Annotated in this window: 18 protein-coding genes and 3 tRNA genes; 13 read left to right on the forward strand and 8 right to left on the reverse strand. The window is 34.5% G+C overall.

Going from position 1 to position 20620, the window contains the following annotated elements:
• Positions 1–131 precede the first annotated feature (131 nt).
• Positions 132–1787 (reverse strand): peptide MFS transporter, encoded by a 1656-nt coding sequence (locus BLR30_RS07995; RefSeq protein ID WP_089856874.1) that lies wholly within the window; start codon positions 1785–1787, stop codon positions 132–134.
• A gap of 79 nt (positions 1788–1866) precedes the next feature.
• On the opposite strand from BLR30_RS07995, the gene BLR30_RS08000 reads away from it, so the two are divergent.
• On the forward strand, positions 1867–2328 hold the full coding sequence (locus BLR30_RS08000) for a hypothetical protein (RefSeq protein ID WP_089856876.1): 462 nt from the start codon (positions 1867–1869) through the stop codon (positions 2326–2328).
• 153 nt (positions 2329–2481) lie between these two features.
• Here the strand turns inward: BLR30_RS08000 and BLR30_RS08005 are convergent, their stop codons facing one another.
• Positions 2482–4611: a S9 family peptidase gene (locus tag BLR30_RS08005; protein ID WP_089857180.1), complete on the reverse strand. Its 2130-nt coding sequence runs from the start codon at positions 4609–4611 to the stop codon at positions 2482–2484.
• A gap of 119 nt (positions 4612–4730) precedes the next feature.
• On the opposite strand from BLR30_RS08005, the gene BLR30_RS08010 reads away from it, so the two are divergent.
• Positions 4731–5204, forward strand: a complete 474-nt coding sequence (locus tag BLR30_RS08010; protein ID WP_089856878.1) for a hypothetical protein — start codon at positions 4731–4733, stop codon at positions 5202–5204.
• Between the two features lie 12 nt (positions 5205–5216).
• Entirely contained in the window at positions 5217–5408 is a 192-nt protein-coding gene (locus BLR30_RS08015; RefSeq protein ID WP_089856882.1) for a DUF6496 domain-containing protein, read from the forward strand.
• Positions 5409–5454: 46 nt separating this feature from the next.
• Here the strand turns inward: BLR30_RS08015 and glgP are convergent, their stop codons facing one another.
• Positions 5455–7119, reverse strand: coding sequence for an alpha-glucan family phosphorylase (gene glgP, locus BLR30_RS08020; protein WP_089856885.1), 1665 nt, complete (start codon positions 7117–7119; stop codon positions 5455–5457).
• A 199-nt stretch (positions 7120–7318) separates the two neighbouring features.
• Here glgP and BLR30_RS08025 point away from each other — a divergent pair, with 199 nt between their 5' ends.
• From BLR30_RS08025 to mtaB, 4 genes are all read left to right on the forward strand, one after another.
• Positions 7319–8116, forward strand: a complete 798-nt coding sequence (locus BLR30_RS08025) for a hypothetical protein (RefSeq protein WP_089856887.1) — start codon at positions 7319–7321, stop codon at positions 8114–8116.
• A gap of 134 nt (positions 8117–8250) precedes the next feature.
• Positions 8251–10344, forward strand: coding sequence for a gliding motility-associated C-terminal domain-containing protein (locus tag BLR30_RS08030; RefSeq protein ID WP_089856889.1), 2094 nt, complete (start codon positions 8251–8253; stop codon positions 10342–10344).
• Positions 10345–10403: 59 nt separating this feature from the next.
• A complete protein-coding gene (locus BLR30_RS08035) occupies positions 10404–11042 on the forward strand; it encodes a hypothetical protein (RefSeq protein ID WP_228400741.1) in 639 nt (212 codons plus the stop codon).
• Positions 11043–11108: 66 nt separating this feature from the next.
• Positions 11109–12455: a tRNA (N(6)-L-threonylcarbamoyladenosine(37)-C(2))-methylthiotransferase MtaB gene (gene mtaB, locus BLR30_RS08040; protein ID WP_089856891.1), complete on the forward strand. Its 1347-nt coding sequence runs from the start codon at positions 11109–11111 to the stop codon at positions 12453–12455.
• A gap of 108 nt (positions 12456–12563) precedes the next feature.
• Here mtaB and BLR30_RS08045 read toward each other — a convergent pair whose 3' ends face one another.
• Both BLR30_RS08045 and BLR30_RS08050 read right to left on the reverse strand, forming a co-directional pair.
• The gene (locus BLR30_RS08045; RefSeq protein ID WP_089856892.1) at positions 12564–13244 is read right to left on the reverse strand and encodes an RloB family protein; all 681 of its coding nucleotides are present in this window, start codon (positions 13242–13244) and stop codon (positions 12564–12566) included.
• A 1-nt stretch (position 13245) separates the two neighbouring features.
• Positions 13246–14580, reverse strand: a complete 1335-nt coding sequence (locus tag BLR30_RS08050) for an AAA family ATPase (RefSeq protein ID WP_089856894.1) — start codon at positions 14578–14580, stop codon at positions 13246–13248.
• Between the two features lie 199 nt (positions 14581–14779).
• Between BLR30_RS08050 and BLR30_RS08055 the strand changes: the two genes are divergently transcribed.
• The gene (locus BLR30_RS08055; protein WP_089856896.1) at positions 14780–16297 is read left to right on the forward strand and encodes an FMN-binding glutamate synthase family protein; all 1518 of its coding nucleotides are present in this window, start codon (positions 14780–14782) and stop codon (positions 16295–16297) included.
• A 39-nt stretch (positions 16298–16336) separates the two neighbouring features.
• Here the strand turns inward: BLR30_RS08055 and BLR30_RS08060 are convergent, their stop codons facing one another.
• Positions 16337–17116 (reverse strand): hypothetical protein, encoded by a 780-nt coding sequence (locus tag BLR30_RS08060; protein WP_089856898.1) that lies wholly within the window; start codon positions 17114–17116, stop codon positions 16337–16339.
• Positions 17117–17170: 54 nt separating this feature from the next.
• Between BLR30_RS08060 and BLR30_RS08065 the strand changes: the two genes are divergently transcribed.
• Positions 17171–17605 carry an RNA-binding S4 domain-containing protein gene (locus BLR30_RS08065; protein WP_089856901.1) on the forward strand — a complete coding sequence of 145 codons (435 nt, stop codon included), beginning with the start codon at positions 17171–17173 and terminating at the stop codon, positions 17603–17605.
• 14 nt (positions 17606–17619) lie between these two features.
• Here BLR30_RS08065 and BLR30_RS08070 read toward each other — a convergent pair whose 3' ends face one another.
• Positions 17620–18135 (reverse strand): shikimate kinase, encoded by a 516-nt coding sequence (locus BLR30_RS08070; RefSeq protein ID WP_089856903.1) that lies wholly within the window; start codon positions 18133–18135, stop codon positions 17620–17622.
• Positions 18136–18250: 115 nt separating this feature from the next.
• Here BLR30_RS08070 and BLR30_RS08075 point away from each other — a divergent pair.
• From BLR30_RS08075 to BLR30_RS08085, 3 genes are all read left to right on the forward strand, one after another.
• Positions 18251–18323 (forward strand) — tRNA-Lys (locus tag BLR30_RS08075).
• A gap of 35 nt (positions 18324–18358) precedes the next feature.
• Positions 18359–18441 (forward strand) — tRNA-Leu (locus BLR30_RS08080).
• Positions 18442–18514: 73 nt separating this feature from the next.
• A tRNA-Lys gene (locus BLR30_RS08085) sits at positions 18515–18587 on the forward strand.
• Between the two features lie 218 nt (positions 18588–18805).
• On the opposite strand, the gene panC is transcribed toward BLR30_RS08085, so the two are convergent.
• Entirely contained in the window at positions 18806–19654 is an 849-nt protein-coding gene (gene panC, locus BLR30_RS08090) for a pantoate--beta-alanine ligase (protein WP_089856905.1), read from the reverse strand.
• A gap of 181 nt (positions 19655–19835) precedes the next feature.
• Here panC and BLR30_RS08095 point away from each other — a divergent pair, with 181 nt between their 5' ends.
• Positions 19836–20606, forward strand: coding sequence for a glycogen/starch synthase (locus BLR30_RS08095; RefSeq protein WP_089856907.1), 771 nt, complete (start codon positions 19836–19838; stop codon positions 20604–20606).
• Positions 20607–20620: the final 14 nt, after the last annotated feature.

The following is a 20620-nucleotide window of genomic DNA, read 5'->3' on the forward strand; positions in this document are numbered from 1 at the left end:
CTTGTTAAATTTTTGTTAAGACTGACAAATATAGTTTTTTTTGAGTTTTCGGCAAGGTTTTAATTTTATATTTAAACAAAAAAGCCACAGAATCATTCTGCAGCTCGATTTTGTTTATTTTTAATGAGGAATCAGTGTCCTTTTTCTTTCATGATTTTATTTAATCTCTTTAGCATTGACAATCCTAATACAGTAGCAAATATCAATAAAGCGAAATTCACAAGGAAATAATTCATTTTATTGTCATAACTGTACCATGTACTGGCCAAGATTCCTGAAAGTTTGTTCCCTACCGAGTTGGCGAGGAAAAAACCACCCATCATTAATGCTGTAATCCGCGCAGGTGAGAGCTTGGAGACAAAAGATAATCCCATAGGTGAAAGGCATAATTCTCCAACCGTAATCACTCCATAACTTGCAACGAGCCACCATGGCGAAACTTTAATGGCTCCGTTGTCTCCGGCCCAAACGGCTAAAACCATTACCAAACAAGACAAACCTGAAATAAAAAGTCCTAAAACAATTTTTGTTGGTGTTAAAGGCTCTTTTCCTCTTCTCCTTAAAAAGGCCCAGAATCCGACAATTAAAGGCGTTAAGGCAATCACCCAAAATGGATTGATAGACTGAAACAATTCTGTGTTGTATAAATAGGTTTTTGCCTCAGGATTTTTTTCTAATATGGCTCTTTTTTCAGGAGAAATGTTTTTAAAATAAACATCCTTCCCCTGTACTTTAATGGCTTTTCCATCTTTGTCTTTTTGAGACTGATACTGGTCATCGTAAACAGGAACTTCTTTGTCTTCATAACTTTTTCCATCAACCATGTAAATGCTCTCCAAAGGTTTTTCCATGGAAGCAGGGACGCTTCTGTCGGTATAATAATTGGCCCATCTAGTTAAGGCTGTTCCGTTTTGCTTAAAAACCGCCCAGAAAAACATACTGATCAGAAATACAGAAAGTAAGGCTCCGATAGATGATTTTTCTTCCGGTTTTGCTTTAAAATAAAGAGAAGTATAGAAATAAATAACCGGTACACAGGCAAAAATAAAGGCATCCGTACTGTCACTTCCGAAAATATTATCAGGAATGATCCATCCGATAACTCCGGCTATAATAGCAGGAACAAATACTTTTAACAAGATTTCAGAAAGCTTGGTATCACCTTCCTGTACAGGTTTCATTTGAGCTGCGTGAATGTAATGCTTCCTTCCAATGGTAAAAATAATGAGTCCCACAAGCATTCCGACTCCGGCCGTAATGAAGGCTTCACCCCAGCCGAATTTGTTTCGCATAAAAGCAGCAATAATGTTGCAGATAAACGCCCCGATATTGATTCCCATATAAAAAATATTGTATCCGGAATCTTTATTCGCTTTGTAAGGTTCTTCAGAATACAAATTTCCCAATAAGGTGGAAATAGTAGGCTTAAAGAAACCGTTTCCGATGATAATTAATGCTAAAGAAGAATAAAACAACGTAAGATCTTTGAAAACGCCCATCCCGATATATCCCGCTGCCATTAAAACTCCTCCCAGATAAATAGATTTGATGTATCCTAAAACTCTGTCGGCAAGGAATCCGCCGATAAAAGGGGTTAAGTAAGTAAGAGCAATATACGTCCCGAAAATATCATCTGCAGTTTTATCGGGAAGCCCAAGTCCGCCTTTAATGCCTGTTGGTTCAATAACGTACAATACAAAAATTCCCAGAATAAGATAATACCCGAAACGCTCCCACATTTCCGTGAAAAAGAGGAAAAGCAGTCCTTGAGGATGTTTAGTCTTCATAGTTGATAAATTTCAAATTTCACAAATATAGAATTTTAAAAATAATAATGGAATTTTGTTAACTTTGAGCAAATAAAAGATGGAAAAACTTCTCACGGAATCAGTTGAACAATATTTGAATCTTTTTGACTCAAAAGATAATTTTATAACTGATAATGCTTTTAAAGCGATGCTTCATCATTATTTAGAAGTAAAAATAGTTGACTTTTATTTAAAAGTAAATCCAAGTTATATTTTTATTTTACAATATGATAATTTAGGTATTTCAGTTACAACTAAAAGCTACAATTATCTTAGAATAATGTTTCAACGATTTTTTAAATTTAATAATGAGGATGATCAGATTCAAATAAGACTCGAACTATATTTTGAAAATATTAAAGATGATTCTATGTATGATGAATATTTTGAACTTTCAATTACTGATAATGATGAGATTTTTGAAGATAATATCATTTGTTTAGAAAAAGATCACTTTTATAATAGAGCAAAAAAAATGAAACCAACCAGTTATAGTTTACTGGTTCATTATGATTTTTAAAAGTATTAACATAAAAATTATTTTTCTATGATATATTAGGCTGATTTTTCAGTAATCTTAGTTTGTAAATAAATTTTGTATTTATATAAAAAAATCACTCAAAATTCTGAGTGATTTTTACTTTTAGCATCCCGCTTCAAACTTCCCGCTTTATCAAAGATTCTCCAAAATAAAATCAGTCATTTTCTGATACAGTTGCGGTCTTGTCTGGCCACCGTAAATACCGTGGTTTTTATCGGGATAAGCCATGAAATCAAACTGCTTTCTATTCTGAATTAAAGCTTCTGAGAATTCCATGGAATTTTGGAAATGCACGTTATCATCAGCAGTTCCGTGGATTAATAAGAATTTTCCTTTCAATAAATTGGCATATTCAGTTGGTGAATTTTTATCGTATCCATCAGGATTTTCCTGCGGTGTTCTTAAAAATCTTTCCGTATATACCGAATCATAATATCTCCAGTTTGTAACCGGCGCTACCGCAATTCCCATTTTGAAAACGTCTGCGCCTTTCGTCATAGCCAAGCTGGTCATATAGCCTCCAAAGCTCCATCCGAACATTCCGATTCTTGATTTGTCGATATATGACTGATTTCCGAACCATTTTGCTGCTGCAATCTGATCCTCAATTTCATATTTTCCTAAATTCATATAGGTTACTTTCTTGAATTTAGAACCTTTATAACCAGTTCCGCGTCCGTCTACACAAGCAATGATATATCCTTTTTGAGCCAGCATTTCAAACCATAAAGCATTTCCGTTATCCCATGAATTGGCAACCTGCTGAGATCCCGGACCGGAATATTGATACATAAATAAAGGATATTTTTTATTTTTATCAAAATTTTTAGGCTTAATAATCCATGCGTTCATCTGGTCACCGGCTTCGTTAGGAATAGTGAAGAATTCTTTTTCCGTGAAATTATCCGCCTTCAGTTTCTGAAGCTGTGCATCATTGTTCTGAAGTTCTTTTACAATTTTTCCATTTCCGTCTTTTAATACAAAAGTGTATGGTTTAGAAGCTGTAGAAGAAGTTTCTATGAAATAATTATAATTTTTACTGAAGCTTGCGGAATTATTCCCTTCTGCGTTTGAGATAAGCTGAGATTTCCAGTTTTCGATATTTACTTTAGAAACCACTTTATTAATGCTACCTTTTTCTGTCGTCTGAACGTAAATTTCCTTTGTTTTCGGATTAAAACCATAATAATCGGTTACTTCCCAATTTCCTTTGGTAACCTGTTTTTTCAGTTTCCCGTCTTTATCATACCAATATAGATGGCGATTTCCGTCCCTTTCCGAACCCCAAAGGAAAGAATCATCCTCTAAAAATTCTAAAGTCGGACTGTCAGTATCAATCCATTTGTCATCAGTTTCGGTAAATAGTTTCTGAACATTTCCTGTTTTTGTATTCACCTTTAAAACATCAGAAGCATTTTGAATTCTTTCTGAAGTAATAAGAACAATCTCGTCAGCTTTTGCTGTTTGAATAACATTTGGAATATAATAATTTTTAAATGAACTTAAATTCAAAGAAATTGTTTTTGCATTGTCAAGACGATACAGTTGTGCCGAAACTTTAGAATTTTTTTCTCCGGCTTTTGGGTATTTATATCGCATTTCAGATGGATAAAGCGTTTTTCCGTAAATAGGAATATAGATTTCCGGAACTTCACTCTCGTCTGATTTTACAAAAACAATCGCATCAGAATTTTTTGTCCATTCATATTGTCTGGCATGCCCAAATTCTTCTTCATACACCCAGTCTGCAAGCCCGTTAATGATTGAGTTTTTCTTGCCGTCAGTGGTAATTTGCGTAATTTTTCCTGAATTTAAATCCTGGTAAAATAAATTATTCTCGGCAATAAAAGCAACTTTTGTCGCATCAGGTGAAAATCTAGGTTCCTGAACAAATTTCCCTTCATTTAACGCAATTGTTTTACCTGATTTTAAATCTTTAACATCAAATTTTCCCAGAAATGAATGTCTGTAAATAGGTTCACTTTCCTTTAACAGAAGAATTTTAGACTCGTCATCAGAAAACTCATAGCTTTCAAATTGTCCGTCGACAATATTGCCTTCTTTTTGAGAAGTTTTGTAAGAATATTTGGCGATTCCTCCCTGTTCAATGACTAAATAATTTTCTCCGTTTTTCATGGAAGTAATCCCGGCGATGCCTCTTCCACGATAATATCCTGAATATATTTTGTCTAAAGTGATTTCCTGTGCGGCAACGCTTTGAAATGCAGCCGCTATTGTAAGCGTTAATATAAATTTTTTCATTTCTAATTTTAAAGATTTCAAATATAACAATTTTATGAATGGGAAAAAAAGCATTAAAACCGTAACTTTTGGCAAAAGAATTGAATATTAATTAATATAAATCAAATCACATAATAATTATGGAAACAAATGCTTACGATCAGAAATTGAATAGATACGAACTGGAAGACAAAATTGTTTATACAGGTTTTTCCAGTTATGAAGATGCAGCTGACTACAGTCAGAAAAAAAACGGTGAACTTGTAGAAATATGTTTCAGAGACGGAAATGACAATCCTGAAATATGTAATGAAGAACACTTACTGGAAAAAAAACTGCATTATTTCGTAAATGCGGGTGATGAGTATAAATTTATTCATTCTTCAGATCCCGGATTTAAAGATTATGCAGACGAATTACAAAAAATAAAAGCAAAGTTGCAGCAATCACCACCAGATGAGCGATATATTGCAAGTTTTGAAATTGAAAATGCAGAAGATCCAATTGTTGTTATCAAAAATGGCCACTTTGAATCGGTGACATCAAGAGAGCGGTCAAAATATCTTAAGCAGGCGAAAGTGTATGAAATAGGCGTTTCGGTACCAATATCTTAAAATATAAATAGTATGAGCAAAGAAAAATATTCAGAAAAAGCCCAGAAAAAAGTAGGGAAAGTAATGCACGAATTCAAGGAAGGAAAATTAAAGTCTTCTTCTGGAGATAAAGTGACGAGCAAAAAACAGGCAGTAGCCATAGGTATTTCTGAAGCCAGAGAAGAAGGTTTAAAAGTACCTAAAGAAAAAAAGAAAAAAGACTAGTTCGTAATAAAAAGCGGCTCGAAAAATTTTTCGAGCCGCTTTTTATTTATCCATTATAGTTATAAAGAATCTGATAATATTCGTCTGCCATACGGTCGCTGTTGAAATGATCTTTTACGTCGTTCATCGAATTGTATTGAATTTTTCTCCATTTGTCCGGATTGTCATAATATGCAGGAAGAATTTCGTTTTCAAGAATTTCGTATAACTTATTCATATCGTAATTATCCTGCTCGTACACACTCATATTGAGGTAATCGGCTTTGGGAACCACAAACGAATTTTCTCCATGTTTTGCAAATTCAGGAATCCAGCCATCATCGGTAGAAAGATTGACGGAGCCGTTCATTGCAGCTGTCATTCCTGAAGTTCCTGAAGCTTCCCTGGGAACCCTTGGGTTATTCAGCCAAAGATCTGAACCTTGCTTTAAAGATTTGCTAAGTGAAAGTTCATATCCTGTAAGAACAGCCATGTTTTTATGATTTTTACTTTCTTCCACCAGTGAATTGAAAATAGAAATTGCCGAAAAATCCATTGGGTAAGGCTTTCCTGCCCATATAATCTGTACAGGATATTTCGGATGATTCAGCAGTTTGTAAAATCTTTCTTTATCCTGTAGAAGAAGGTCTGCCCGTTTGTAACCTGCAAATCTTCTTGCCCATACAATCGTGAAAATATTAGGGTTAAAAAGATTGCCAGTCTGGTCGGCAACAATATTAAACAACCTCTTTTTTAAGTGTTTTTTACGATAATCGAAAATCGTTTCGTCGTTCACATCTTTCGCATTGTAAAGTACTTTATCCGACCAATATTTGAATTCCTGCGCATTGGTGATGGAAGTGATTTCGCAGATGTCTTTATATTTGCTCCACATCGCTCTTGATACCACGCCGTGAAGCTGAGAAACTCCGTTAGCAATATGAGCCATTTTCAGAGCGCACAGCGAATGATTGAATCGGTCGTCGGGAAATCCTTCAATTTTTTTAACATCTTCCATACTGAATCCTGAAAAATAAGACATGTCGTAGCAAAGTCTGAGATTATGCTTTTCATTTCCTGCCTCCTCGGGAGTGTGTGTTGTGAAAACCAGTTTTTCTTTTACTCTGTTCAGGTTTCCATTATATCTTTTCAATAAATGAAAGGCAGCCGGAAGTCCATGGGCTTCATTGAGGTGATAAATATCTCTTTCGGCATTCATTTCATCCAGCAGTTTTGCACCGCCTTTTCCTAACAGGATATACTGAGCCAGCTTGGTAGACTCATTGGCATCATACAGCTTATGACAGATGGTTTTTGAAACGTGGTCATTTTCAGGAACATCTGTAGACAGAAAAAACATCGGAGCGGTGTGGAAAATTTCAGGATCAAGATACCACACTTTTACCCAGACTGGTGCGCTGTGGATTTCAATCTGGAATTTTATTCCCGTATCTTCAAGGAAACTGTACATTTTTTTGGTCCAGACAGGCTGTAAGGTCTGGTCATGATTTCTTGCCTGGTCATAATATCCGAATTTCCACAGAATACCAATTCCAATAAGATCCTGTTTGAGATTGTAAGCACTTCTCATGTGAGATCCTGCCAGAAATCCAAGTCCTCCGGAATATATTTTTAAAACCTGCTCTATGGCAAATTCCATTGAAAAATAAGCTACTTTTTTAGAATATTTGGGATTAATGCTGAAGGGCATTGTAAAGTTTCTAAAATCCATGCATCACAGTTTTATATTTGAAAAGCCAAAGGTATTAAATATGAAAGTAAACTATATGTTAATTATTGGATAAATTATTTTAAAAAAAAGATTAGCATTGATTTTTTATTTATCTTTAGGTGTAAATTTTTGATAATCAAAACTTCATGACATGAAACCGGAAGTTTTATGTGTTCTATAACCCATAAAAAGCAAGCACATGAAAAAGGCATTTTCTGATGAAGATTTAATTAAAAATCTAAGCTTATATTATCTTAATCGACATTTGAAAAAGAAGCCGATTGAGAAATATCACCGTAAAATAGACGAATCTCCGCTGCATGACAGGGAAAAATACAAAAAAAAAGCAGAGATCTTACTTCTTAATTCTTTTATGCATCATTTTCCTGAAGTTAAATTTGAAGATTTAACTTGCGAAAGCCCCGACTTTATCGCAAAATTTAACGACAAAAAAATAGGAATAGAATTGACCGAGGTGATTAATCATCTTGAAATGAAAAAGATAGAAAGCAGCTTAAACAAAATTTTCCGTCAGGCAGAAATATTATTGGAACAGGAAAACACTACGAAATATCGTGGTGTTTATTTTTTAGAGTTCCACTCAAATATCCGTCCCGATACACCCGAAAATCAGCAGGAAATTATTTTAAATATTTATAAAAGTATTAAACGCGGAAAGCCGTTCGGATGTGTAAAAAGCCTGAGAAAGTCTTTTCATCGAAGAAATGTTTTCATCACCCACGAATACAATATGAATCTGTTTGACGAACTCTGCTCTGAAAAAATTGTTGAACTCATTGAAAAAAAGAATGAAAAATTTCCTTACTACGATACTTCTGTAGACGAATGCTGGCTGGTAATTGTTTCTGATATGAATTCTATCGCTTCCCGTTATACTTTTATTCAGGATAAAGAACATCTGCATCAGGTTAAAAGTCCCTTTCATAAAATTTTTCATCTCGAAAATCTTTGCGGAAATCTCACAAGTATAAAATGATTCTTTAAATATTTCTTATATTTTTAGGTTTTTTGGTGAATTGTTTTAAATAAATATGAAGTAATTGATGTGAAATGTTTATATTTGACAAACGCAACATTATTTCGCTAAAATAATAACCAAATTGAAAAAGCATGAAGAAATATTTACTCTTTTTTCTATTTTTACTATCACGAAATCTTTTTTCTCAGGCCGATTGCTCTACTGCGCTTTCAGTATGCGGAAATTCAGACATTACATATTCCCCATCGGGAATAGGTGCTACTAATGAAAATCTGGGAGGCTGCCTTATAAGCGGCGAACACAATTCGATCTGGTACAAAATTACCATCGCAACCGGTGGAACTCTTACCTTTGATCTGGTTCCTAGTGATCCGGATGCAGATTACGACTGGGCAGTATATGGCCCCAATTCGACATGTGGAAGCCTTGGTGCACCCATACGCTGCAATGCAGCAACGGTTATAGGTGTGGGAGCTTCAACGGGTTTGAATATGACGAGTACAATTACCAGTGCAGCAGGTGGCTCTCTTACGCCTTACTGCAGATATCTTGATGTTTTACCGGGGCAAACGTATTATTTGTACATCGACAATTGGGTAGATGTTTTTAATCCCATCACCGCTCCTTTTTCCCTTACATGGGGCGGAACGGCAACGCTGGCTTCTCCGTTTACGAATCCGAATATTCAGACGCAGCCCTTTACTCCGCCGGGAGCTCCTGCAGCGAACCCGGCAGATCCAAGAGAAATTATTATTTGTCAAAATCCTGCTGTTTTCGATTTCAGTACTTTATCCACGGGGATTCTGAATGGAAATTCCAATTTCCAGATTACCTATCATACTTCTCAGAATGATGCGCTTTCAGGAGCAAGTCCTATACTGACACCACAGACAGTGAGTATGACCGCTACCTATTACTACAGTATTCATTATCAGGATCCCGCCGATCCCAATAACCCGATCAATTCATGCAGACAGGTAGGCTCTTTTAAGTTTAAACAAGGAAATATTACCGGAACTAATGTCACCTTGTATAGCTGTAATAACAATAATGCGGGTACCGCAACATTTAATCTTACAGCCGCTGCTGTATTTGCAGATCCTACCGCTGTAAAACAATATTACCATACATTGAGTGATCTTAATGCAGGGATTAGTCAAATCAACAATCCCGCAGCATTTGTTTCAGCTGAAGGAATTGTATATGTAAAAATTACTTCTCAGTATGGCTGTGTGGGTACTGCACAGATTACTTTAAAATTCTACCCTCAGGTTGTAGTTACAGAAGCGACTTTAAGATCATGTTTCATTACGACGAATGTATCCACGGCATCGTTTAATCTTACTACAGCTGCGGTTACGGCTCAAACGGGCACAAAGAGTTATTACCCATCTCTTGCGGATGCACAAAATAATACCAATCCGATTTCGACTCCTGCAAATTACATATCCCCCAACGGAGTGGTTTTTATTAAAGTAACTGATGCAAATGGATGTTATGCCATTGCAAAAGTCAATCTGATTGTTCTTCCGCCTGTGTATTCAGACGTTCTTAAGGATAAAATTATTTGTATGGAAGATAAAACCACACTGGATGCAGGGCCAGGTTTTATATCCTATGAATGGAGCAGTGGAGCAACTACACAAGTTATATCCAACGTAGGAGTGGGAAGTTATTGGGTGAAACTGAAAACGGGAGATTGTGTCGCTTTACAGAAGGTAAATGTCTACGCCTCCGAACAACCTGTAATTTCTTCTGTTGATATTTCCAATAATACAGTAACGATAAATGCTGACGGAGGAACTGCGCCTTACCAATATTCTACAGATGGGATCAACTGGCAGGAGTCTAATGTTTTCGCCAATATGCCGAGAGGTGATAATCATGTTTATCTTAAAGATGCTTACGATTGTGAACCGATCACCATTACAATTGTTGTCCCGAATCTGATGAATGTGATTACTCCTAACGGAGACGGTGTAAATGATGTGATTGATTATTCTGCACTGGGAAATAAACAAAATCTGGTATTTAATATTTTTGACAGATACGGCAATAAAGTATTTCAGGCAGATAAACTCAGAGGTTATAAATGGGATGGAACCATAGATGGTAAAAAAGTTCCTACCGGCACCTACTGGTATTCTGTAACATGGAATGAAAACGATAAAAAGAATACCCCGATCAAATATTCCGGCTGGGTAATGGTGAAAAACAGAGATTAGAAAATAAAAACTGCCGCGAAAGTGGCAGTTTTTTATATAAATCAATGATTTAAAATGAAATGAGAAATTTTAAAATACAGTCTAAAGGTTTGGTTTCCGAAGAGTTTTTAAAAATAAATATTTCGGATTTTCATTGTGCGTGTAAATATATTTCAGAGTTGCCTTACAAAAGAAATTCTGATAAGAACGACATAAAAATTATTTTTAAAGATTTCGGCGGAACCTGCAGCACAAAGCATGCTACGTTAAGAAAGCTGGCGCTTGAAAACGATCAACCAAATATAAAATTGATTTTGGGGATTTTTAAAATGGACGCTGAATACACAGTGAAAATTAAAAACACATTGGATAAATTTTCTTTACATTATATTCCGGAAGCTCATAATTATCTAAAAATTGAAGATGAGTATTATGATTTTACAAGAAGTAACTCTGATTATGTACAGTTTAAAAATAAATTATTGATTGAAAAAGAAATTGATTACGATGAGATTACTTCAGGTAAAATTTTGTTTCATAAGAATTTTCTTGAAAAATGGATTTTTGATGAAAAAATTCCTTTTACTCCCCAAGAGATTTGGAATATAAGAGAACAGTGCATTGAAGATTTACAGGAAGATGATCCCGAAGAGATTCGTAATTTTTCGCCGGTCTGTTTTCAGGGAAGTGCTGAAATGAATGAAGAATTCAAACAATAGACCGAATCGATTTAGAGTTTGTATTAAATTGATTATCTTTGCAGCCACAAAATTCAGCATCAATAAATGTCTCAATTTCACAGAACTGCCGCATTTCATACCTTAGGCTGCAAATTAAATTTTGCGGAAACATCCACCATTGCCCGTCAATTAACCGATGCAGGATATGAAAAGGTAAGCTTTGATGAAAAAGCGAATATCTATGTAATTAATACTTGTTCAGTCACAGAAAATGCCGACCGCGAGTGTAAACTTCATGTAAAACGCGCAATGAAAGCAAATCCGGAAGGTCTTGTCGTAATTGTTGGATGTTATGCGCAGCTGAAACCCGAAGAAATATCGCAAATCGAAGGGGTTGACTTGGTTTTGGGGGCTAAAGAAAAATTCAATATTCTGAGCTATCTCGATGATCTGGAAAAATCTGAAAATGAAGGAATTGTTCATTCATGCGAAATTGAAGAAACCGACTTTTTCATTGGAAGTTATTCTATAGGAGACAGAACAAGAGCTTTCTTGAAAGTGCAGGATGGTTGTGACTATAAATGTACTTACTGTACAATTCCCTTAGCAAGAGGAATTTCCCGTTCCGACACTATTGAAAATGTTCTTAAAAATGCCAGAGAAATTTCTCAGAAAGATATTAAAGAAATTGTTCTTACCGGAGTCAATATCGGAGATTATGGCAAGGGTGAATTCGGTAATAAAAAACACGAACATACGTTTTTAGATCTGATCTCAGAACTTGATCAGGTGGAAGGAATTGAAAGAATCCGCATCTCTTCTATAGAACCGAATCTTTTGAAAGACGAAAGTATAGAGCTTGTTTCTAAAAGCAAAAGCTTTGTTCCGCATTTTCATATCCCGTTACAATCCGGAAGTGATGAGCTTCTGAAAAAAATGAAACGTCGTTATTTAACGAAATTATACAACGACAGAGTTAATAAAATTCGTGAAGTAATGCCTGATGCAGCAATTGGTGTTGATGTAATTGTGGGGTTTCCCGGTGAGACAGAAGAGCTGTTTATGGAAACTTACAATTTCCTTAATGAACTTCCGATCACATATCTTCACGTTTTTACGTATTCGGAAAGAGAAAATACGGAGGCTGCCGAAATGAAAGGCATCGTTCCCATTTCTGAAAGAAAAAAGCGTAATAAAATGCTTAGAATTCTTTCTGAAAAGAAAAAGATGGCATTTTATCAGACTCAGCTCGGAAAAACGCTTCCTGTACTTTGGGAGCATGAAAACAAAGACGGTAAAATGTTTGGCTTCACAGAAAATTATGTGAGAGTACAGAAAGATTTTGATGCCGCATCTGTTAACCAGATTGAATTCCTGAACTTAGAAAAAATACTGTCAGATGGCACGGTTTCTGTGCAGTCATCTTACGAAAGTTTTTTAGCTAAGATATAAGTAGATTCTCAATCCTCATTGGATTTTAAACTAATTTGACTTTGTTTTATTCCAATCCTTATTTCATATCTACATTATTAAGTAGTAAATTTAGTATAATAAATTATATCATCTGATTTTTAGGTTTTCTAAGCAATAATCTAATTGAGATTTAGTAAATCTAATTATCTGTTTGGCTAGATAGAATACTTCTGTCGAATAAAGGGTCGGTTGTCCATTAAGAATTTCAAAATTTTCTTTTGATGCTAGAGCTGCTTTTTGAATCTCTAAAGGCATACTTCTATTATCAAACCCTCCTATGATTTTTGAATTCACGTACTCTTTAAAACTCGAATAGCCAGATACTTCATCAGATCTCGGTCTTTCTGAATGAAAATGATAAAATAGCCAGAGTTCAAAACACGGATTACTTTGAACTACAAACCATCCTTTATAATCTTTATTTCGTTCTGCCAGATATGCTTTTAAAATATTGATTTTATCCCCTTCATTCCATCTATCAGTGTCAATCACAAACCAGATTTCATCTTGCAGTTCTTCTGAAAGGGTAAGTTTTGAATTAACTGCTTCGCTTCCAAAAAAAAGTAATTCAGAATTTTCTTTTAATTTTACTGGATCAGATTTACCATTATCGTTTGGTATGGGTATAATATCAATGTTTGATGCAAAACCTTGAAAATATCTGAAATAATTAACCTCTTTATCTCCTTCGCAAAATAGATAAAGTTTCTTAGCATTTTTAAAAGGTTCGATCTTGTGATATATTTTATTTCGATTTAAATATTTCATACTACCAATTTAAATCTTTTAGATTTCCTAAAAAGGGAATTCCACCAAATCTGCCCTTTAAATATCCATTTTCAATATCAATAGTATTATGAATTTTAAAGTCACTTAAAGAATATAGCTTACTTGAACCTTCAAAATCCTTTTGTGCAAACCAAATTTCATCAGGTCGAAGAATATTTTGATCAAGCAAATTAGATTCGTGTGTTGAAAAAATAAGCTGTCCCTTAACTTGTTCATCTAGAGTTAACTTGGTTACAATTTCTTTAATCGTTATTGGGTGGATACTTCGTTCTATTTCGTCTATAACATAAACTTTATCACTATTAATTATCTCTTGAAAGGCAGGAATATAATCAATCAATCTTTTAGTTCCATCTGATTCTTCACCTAAATTAAATTCAATATTATTGCCAAAAGAATCTTTATGTTTGGTAATTAATCGTTTAGCTATTATCTCATCGTTTTCATATACGAGTGCAACCTGTTCTCCAGTTTCTTTATTAGTAGCCACAGAAAGCGTATCAGGCTCGCTTTTTAAATCATCAAGTAATTTTTTTCTTAATTTCCTTCCTTCTTTACCAAAAAGGTCTTCAATTTTCTTTTTTTCAATCTCAATTTCGGAAATGCCTGTATTTAAACTTGGAATAAATTTATTAGCAAAATTGAGTATAGATTCATCTTCATCTAAAATATGTGCTATTCCACCGGGCTTTGCATCTGGCTTTATTATAATTAATGTTTTTTCAAACCAACCAAAAGCAGTATTTACTAATTTAAATTCTTCAGGATATTTTTTACTTAAAAATGTAATTAAAAGTTCATTTGGCTGAATTAGCTTTTCTGCTAGTACTTCTTCAAATAATTTTTCTTTTTCCGATCTGTAATAGTCCTCATAAAATTCAATATTTTGGCTATTATCATAATTTCTTTCAAAAATTAATTTATCCTTATCTTTATAACTTTGAGCCAAATATTCGTTCAAAATTTTATTATTTTCAAAAGTAATTGAATAAAAGAAAGTGTTATTTTCAGCTATAAACTCAATTCCAAAAGAAATTGGAAGATTTGCATTTTCTCGATTCAATTTGAACTTAAGATCATCAATTTCTATCGGAAGTTCTCCATTTTCAATTATTAATTCTAAAAATGATAATGATTTAATTAAATTGGACTTCCCAGACCCATTTGCTCCATAAATTGCACTGTATCTCAAAAATTCAAAATCATTTTTAGTTACTTTATGATGTTTTAACCTTTGCGTTTTATTAGGAAACAAATTAAATTCTGTTTCATCTTTAAAAGAAAATATATTTTTAACAATAAATCTTATTAGCATATTTTTATTTGTATCGTGAAAACATCACGCAATTTAATAAATTTATTTTAAATATAGAATTGTAGAGTTTTAATTTGTATGATATTCCGTGAGTTTTTCACTTGATTTGTGATGAGTATTATAAAAACCAAATGCCTAAACCTTCAAATTACTATATTAAAATCTTTTATAATTTTTATCTTTGGTAAAAAGATTATTAATGAGGAACAAATTTTTATCCTGGGGAATTATATTAGTAGTTGTTACGTGGGTAGTAGCGTTACTAATCAGAGCACATTACTGGATACCCATTCTCCTGACGGCAATTTATGCACTAGGGGTTTATAACACTTATCAAACCAAACATGCTATTCTGAGAAATTTTCCTGTATTAGGCTATTTCAGATATTTTTTTGAAAATATTTCACCTGAAATGCAGCAGTATTTTATTGAAAGAGAGACGGATGGGAAACCTTTTCCAAGGAATCAGCGTTCTGCAGTGTATAGAAGAGCCAAAAATTTGAGCGATACCGTGGCTTTCGGAACACAGCTGGAAGTCAATCACCGCAAATATGAAGGAATAAAGCATTCCATTTATGCAAAATCTCCTTCAGAAGAACTACCTAGAGTGTGGGTTGGGGGTGAGCAGTGTAGTCAGCCTTACCATGCTTCTTTATTTAATATTTCAGCGATGAGTTTCGGATCATTGAGTGACAGAGCACAAATGTCACTGAACAGAGGTGCAAAAAAAGGGAATTTTTATCACAATACGGGTGAAGGAGGGATTTCTCCTTATCACCTCGAAGGAGGAGATCTTTGCTGGCAAATCGGAACAGGATATTTTGGCTGTAGAGATGATGAAGGAAAATTTAATCCTGAACTTTTCAAAAAATATTCTAATCTTCCGAATGTGAAGATGATTGAAATTAAACTCTCACAAGGAGCCAAACCTGGTCATGGAGGAGTTTTGCCGGGAGTGAAAAATACACCTGAAATTGCTAAAATTCGTCACGTTACACCGGGAATGACAATAATTTCTCCGCCATCGCATTCTGCATTTTCCAATGCGTCAGGATTATTGAAATTTGTAGAGCGTCTGAGAGATTTGTCTGGTGGAAAGCCTGTAGGGTTCAAACTATGTATTGGTGATACGAAAGAATTTGAAGACATATGTGTTCAGATGAATGTGATGAAGATTTATCCGGATTTCATAACAATTGATGGTGCAGAAGGCGGAACCGGCGCAGCACCTCCGGAATTTTCAGATGGAGTAGGAATGCCATTAGAGCCAGCATTGATTTTCGTCAATAAAACCCTGAAAAATTACAACTTACGGAATAAGCTTCGTGTGATTGCAAGCGGAAAAGTTTTAACGAGTTTAGATATTCTAAGGGCTGTTGCTATGGGCGCAGATATGTGTAATAATGCAAGGGGCTTTATGTTCTCACTAGGCTGTATTCAGGCATTGAGATGTAATTCAAATAATTGCCCGACCGGCGTGGCTACTCAGGATAAAATGCTTATCAAAGGGCTGGATGTTACCGATAAGGCCGAAAGGGTATATCACTTTCATAAAAATACGCTTCATACGTGTAATGAACTTATTGCCGCTGCCGGAAGAAGTTCTTATGAGGAAGTGGATGCCAGTATGTTCATGAGAGGTGATGAATTCGATCATCTGTCAGATCTTTATTTCCCGGATATTTTAGGAAATGTAAAAAGTAAATCTGGTTTTTAAACATAAAAAAACGCTTCAAGAAAATGAAGCGTTTTTTTATTATTTATCATCTTCAGGCCTTATGTTAGCCTTATAGATTTCAAAATTAAATACAAAGCAATTATTTTGAAGAGAGTAACCTGTATAATTGTAGTGTGTATTTCTCGCAAAAGCAGCTCTCGATGGTACAATAATAATACCCTGTAAATTGTAAGCGTCACCATCTGCTTTGTCGGCATAGCCTTTAAAATATTTTAATCCTTCCTGAAGTCCTTCGATTTCATAATATCCTCTTTGCTTTGCTGCTTCAGAATTATTAGTATTAGTTAGTACAGAATTTTTAACATAGTAAAACATCGGATCTGTTACAGGTGATCCTGATCCGTTAATGGTATTTAAAAGAGTTCCTGCACTTCCAAAAGAAACGTTTCCGTCGCTCTCTGCAGCCAGATAGTAATTGGCTCTCATCATGGTTCTGATCTGCGTTGCGTTATTAGCTGTCGGATCTGTTTGTAATGTAACCTCTATTGAAGGTGGAGTAGTGTCGGCAGGCTGCGCTCCGCTTCTAACAATGTAAATAACTCCTGAAGAAAGTTTTACAGGATTAAGCTCTGATAGCTTTTTTTCATTATCATCAATGGTGTCGGTGGAACTGAAAGCTTTTATATTTCCTTGTGAATCGAGATAATTCTCATCCATAAACTTTTGAATAGCCTGATCGTCATATGAATTTCTTACTGCTATATCATCAGGTTCTACAAAAGTTTCAACCTCATCATCCTTTTTACAAGCAGAAAAACACAGGGATCCCGCAAGGATATATAAAAATATTTTTTTCATTTCAAAAACTTTAATTACTTTACAAAGAATATAACGGCAAAAGTATAAAAAATTATGAGAATAGATAAATTTTTATGGAGCATTCGTTTTTATAAGACCAGAACCATTGCTGCTGAGGAAATTAAAAAAAACAGAGTTTCTATTGGTGATTCGGTTGTAAAGTCTTCTAAGGAGGTTAAGGAGGGAGATGTGATTAAGATCCGTAAAAATCAGATTGACTATAAAATTAAGGTAATTCAGATCCCGAAAAGCAGGATAGGAGCGAAACTGGTTCCGCTACACATAAAAGATGTGACGGATAAAGAACAGTACGAACTACTGAAAATGCGTAAAATGTCTCAGGATTATTACAGAATTAAAGGAGAGGGAAGGCCTACGAAAAAAGATAGAAGAGAAATGGATGATTATGTAGAGAATGATATTTCTTCTGATTTTACCGACTGGGACGATTTTTTTGGTGAAGCGAATGATGATTCTGAAGAAAGTTAAAAGAAAAAAAAGCTCTAGAGATAGAGCTTTTCTATTATTTCAACGACAATTGCATCAGGTTCCCGGTTATCTGTATTTACAGTGAATTGTGCTTTACTGTAGAAAATATTTCTCTCAAATAAATGTTTTGCAATAAACTCCGGCAGATCTTCATCGGGAATGTTGGCTATCAAAGGCCGTTTTTCTTTCTGTTTAACCAGTCTTTCCGATAAAGTCGCTATAGAAGCTCTTAAAAAAACACTTTTTGAATTGGCATTGATAATTTCCATATTATTGTAGTAAGCGGGTGTTCCTCCTCCAAGACTCAGAATCACATTTTCTTCGGTAGCGAGAATCTCTTCCAACGCCTCTCTTTCAAGCTTTCTAAATGAGATTTCTCCCTTTTTTGCGAATATTTCAGAAATGCTTAATTTATTTCTTTTGGAAATCTCTTTATCGAGGTCAATAAGTTTAAAATTGAGTTTTTCGCTTAATATTTTGGAAATGTGAGATTTGCCACTTCCCATGTATCCGACCAGTGAAATTATCATGAATTTTTTTTTAACAAATTTGCAAAAAAGTTTTGAGAAATAAAAAAAAGCTATATCTTTGCACCACTTAAAACAAGGGACATTACTCAAATGAAAACTTGATAATAAAGTGGCCGACTCGGTAGCTCAGCTGGTAGAGCAATACACTTTTAATGTATGGGTCCTGGGTTCGAATCCCAGCCGGGTCACTAGCGAAAAAATTACTAAAACTTTGTAATTTTATGCCTGTGTGGTGAAATTGGTAGACACGCCATCTTGAGGGGGTGGTTTCCTAAGGATGTGCTGGTTCGAGTCCAGTCGCAGGCACTGCAGAAAATTTAAATAATTAATACTGAAAAATAAAATTTTTGTTTTATATTTATTAGTATAAATTGTGGCCGACTCGGTAGCTCAGCTGGTAGAGCAATACACTTTTAATGTATGGGTCCTGGGTTCGAATCCCAGCCGGGTCACAAGTTTACTGAAAAGTAAATTTTTTTCATATTAATATTTTGTGATTTGGTGTTTCAAAGGCTTCCTCAAGAAGCCTTTGATTTTTTTTATATAGTTTCTTTTATTTCAAAACCATATTTTAAGTCGAATAAAAAAGCGTCACCAAAAAGCAACGCCTGTATCTTTTATTGTAAATGTCTAAAGTCTTAGTCTAAACCTCAGCCTCAGTCTGTTCTTTTTAATCCAAATGCATATTATCAATCAATCGTATTCCATCTACGACAACAACGATGAATGCTCTGAACTTTCGGTCTTTGTAGAAAAAATCTGTTTCTTTTAAAGTTTCTTCGTCGGCAATCAGAAAATATTCAAGCTGCATACCTCTTTGATGGTCGAAGATATCCTGTACTCTTTGCTTGATTTCGGAAACGGTTAGAACCCGGAACCATTCATTAACTTTATTTAAAGTTTTATAAATAATTTTAGAGGCTTCTCTCCGGTCTTCGTGAAGTCTTTGGTTTCTGGAACTTAAAGCCAGTCCGTTTTCAGCTCTATAGATAGGAACTCCTTTTATTACCACCGGGATTTTATTTTTTTCAACCATTTTTTTGATAATGGCCAATTGCTGGAAATCTTTTTCACCAAAATAAGCATTGTTTGGTTTTACTTGTCTAAAAAGTTCTTCCACAACGGTTCCTACACCATCAAAATGTCCCGGCCGGGATTTTCCTTCCATTTCATCTTCCAGTCCGTCGAAATCATAATGCTTGCTCTCTGTTTTTTCAGGATAAATATCAGATATTTCAGGAATATAAACCGCATCTACGAGTCCTGATTTTTTAAGAATTAAAATGTCTCTGTTAATATCTCTCGGGTATTTTTCAAGATCTTCGGGATTGTTGAATTGAGTAGGGTTAACAAAAATTGATGAAATCACCAGATCGTTCTCTTCTCTGGCTGTTTTATAGAGGGATAAATGACCGTCATGAAGTGCTCCCATGGTAGGGGCGAATCCTATTTTCTTCCCCATTTCTCTCTGTCTTTCAATGAAATCCTGAAGAATTTTCTTGCTTTTTAAAACTTCCATAGTTTATTTTAATAGTAATTCAAAAATACTAAAAATATCATATAGTAATGATATGCTTCGGATGTGTTTTGATAATTTCACGGTACGAATTATCGTAAAAAAATGTTAATTAAACTAATGTTGAATGTTTTTTCGTAATTTTGCGCCTTAAAGCATTTTTACAAAAATTAGATAGAAGTTTATGCCGAATCAAAAAATACTGTACATTACTACAGAGATGTATCCATATCAGGAAGATACGAATATGGCTGCAGTGGTAAATAAAATGGCACTTAAGATGCACAATGAAGGCAATGATGTAAGAGTTTTTATGCCAAGATTTGGACAAATAAGTGAAAGAAAATTTCAGCTTCATGAGGTGATCCGCCTGTCGGGAATGAATATTATCATTAATGATCTTGATCAGCCTCTTATTATTAAAGTAGCATCTCTTCCGGGGGAAAGACTTCAGGTTTACTTTATCGATAATGAAGAATATTTCAAAAGAAAACCGTATTATTTTGATGATGAAGGAAATCCTTTTGAGGATAATGACGAAAGAGCGATTTTCTTTGCCAGAGGGGTTATCGAAACTATTAAAAAACTAAATTGGGTTCCGGATGTGATTCACCTGAACGGATGGATGTCTTCTTTTGTCCCTATTTATCTGAAAACATACTACGAGTCCGACAGCTACTTCAAAGATGCTAAGATTGTTCTTTCATTATATAATGAAAAGGATGCACCTTTAGCTTCAAATATTGATTCAAAACTGAAGTTTGATAATATTTCGGGATTAAAAGCGTTAGATAACCCAAGTGTAAAAACTTTTGTTATCGAGAGTATGGACTATGTTGATGTAGTTGTGAAAGGGGATGAGTTCCTTGATGAAGACCTCGACAAGGCTTTTAATGAAACAGCAACTTCAAAGTCAGAATATCTCGACGTAGACTCTATTAATCAACTTTATTAAAAAAACACATTTTT

Origin of the sequence: Chryseobacterium taeanense, from assembly GCF_900099685.1 — a bacterium.
Classification (GTDB): domain Bacteria; phylum Bacteroidota; class Bacteroidia; order Flavobacteriales; family Weeksellaceae; genus Chryseobacterium; species Chryseobacterium taeanense.

Excerpts from the sequence above, each read along its gene's own strand:
- BLR30_RS08055 (WP_089856896.1), top strand. The coding sequence starts at position 14,780 with ATGAGGAACAAATTTTTATCCTGGGGAATTATATTAGTAGTTGTTACG.
- BLR30_RS08015 (WP_089856882.1), top strand. The coding sequence starts at position 5,217 with ATGAGCAAAGAAAAATATTCAGAAAAAGCCCAGAAAAAAGTAGGGAAA.
- glgP (WP_089856885.1), bottom strand. The coding sequence starts at position 7,119 with ATGGATTTTAGAAACTTTACAATGCCCTTCAGCATTAATCCCAAATAT.
- mtaB (WP_089856891.1), top strand. The coding sequence starts at position 11,109 with ATGTCTCAATTTCACAGAACTGCCGCATTTCATACCTTAGGCTGCAAA.
- BLR30_RS07995 (WP_089856874.1), bottom strand. The coding sequence starts at position 1,787 with ATGAAGACTAAACATCCTCAAGGACTGCTTTTCCTCTTTTTCACGGAA.
- BLR30_RS08050 (WP_089856894.1), bottom strand. The coding sequence starts at position 14,580 with ATGCTAATAAGATTTATTGTTAAAAATATATTTTCTTTTAAAGATGAA.
- BLR30_RS08025 (WP_089856887.1), top strand. The coding sequence starts at position 7,319 with ATGAAAAAGGCATTTTCTGATGAAGATTTAATTAAAAATCTAAGCTTA.
- BLR30_RS08005 (WP_089857180.1), bottom strand. The coding sequence starts at position 4,611 with ATGAAAAAATTTATATTAACGCTTACAATAGCGGCTGCATTTCAAAGC.
- BLR30_RS08035 (WP_228400741.1), top strand. The coding sequence starts at position 10,404 with ATGAGAAATTTTAAAATACAGTCTAAAGGTTTGGTTTCCGAAGAGTTT.
- BLR30_RS08030 (WP_089856889.1), top strand. The coding sequence starts at position 8,251 with ATGAAGAAATATTTACTCTTTTTTCTATTTTTACTATCACGAAATCTT.
- BLR30_RS08010 (WP_089856878.1), top strand. The coding sequence starts at position 4,731 with ATGGAAACAAATGCTTACGATCAGAAATTGAATAGATACGAACTGGAA.
- BLR30_RS08095 (WP_089856907.1), top strand. The coding sequence starts at position 19,836 with ATGCCGAATCAAAAAATACTGTACATTACTACAGAGATGTATCCATAT.
- BLR30_RS08000 (WP_089856876.1), top strand. The coding sequence starts at position 1,867 with ATGGAAAAACTTCTCACGGAATCAGTTGAACAATATTTGAATCTTTTT.
- panC (WP_089856905.1), bottom strand. The coding sequence starts at position 19,654 with ATGGAAGTTTTAAAAAGCAAGAAAATTCTTCAGGATTTCATTGAAAGA.
- BLR30_RS08070 (WP_089856903.1), bottom strand. The coding sequence starts at position 18,135 with ATGATAATTTCACTGGTCGGATACATGGGAAGTGGCAAATCTCACATT.
- BLR30_RS08045 (WP_089856892.1), bottom strand. The coding sequence starts at position 13,244 with ATGAAATATTTAAATCGAAATAAAATATATCACAAGATCGAACCTTTT.
- BLR30_RS08060 (WP_089856898.1), bottom strand. The coding sequence starts at position 17,116 with ATGAAAAAAATATTTTTATATATCCTTGCGGGATCCCTGTGTTTTTCT.
- BLR30_RS08065 (WP_089856901.1), top strand. The coding sequence starts at position 17,171 with ATGAGAATAGATAAATTTTTATGGAGCATTCGTTTTTATAAGACCAGA.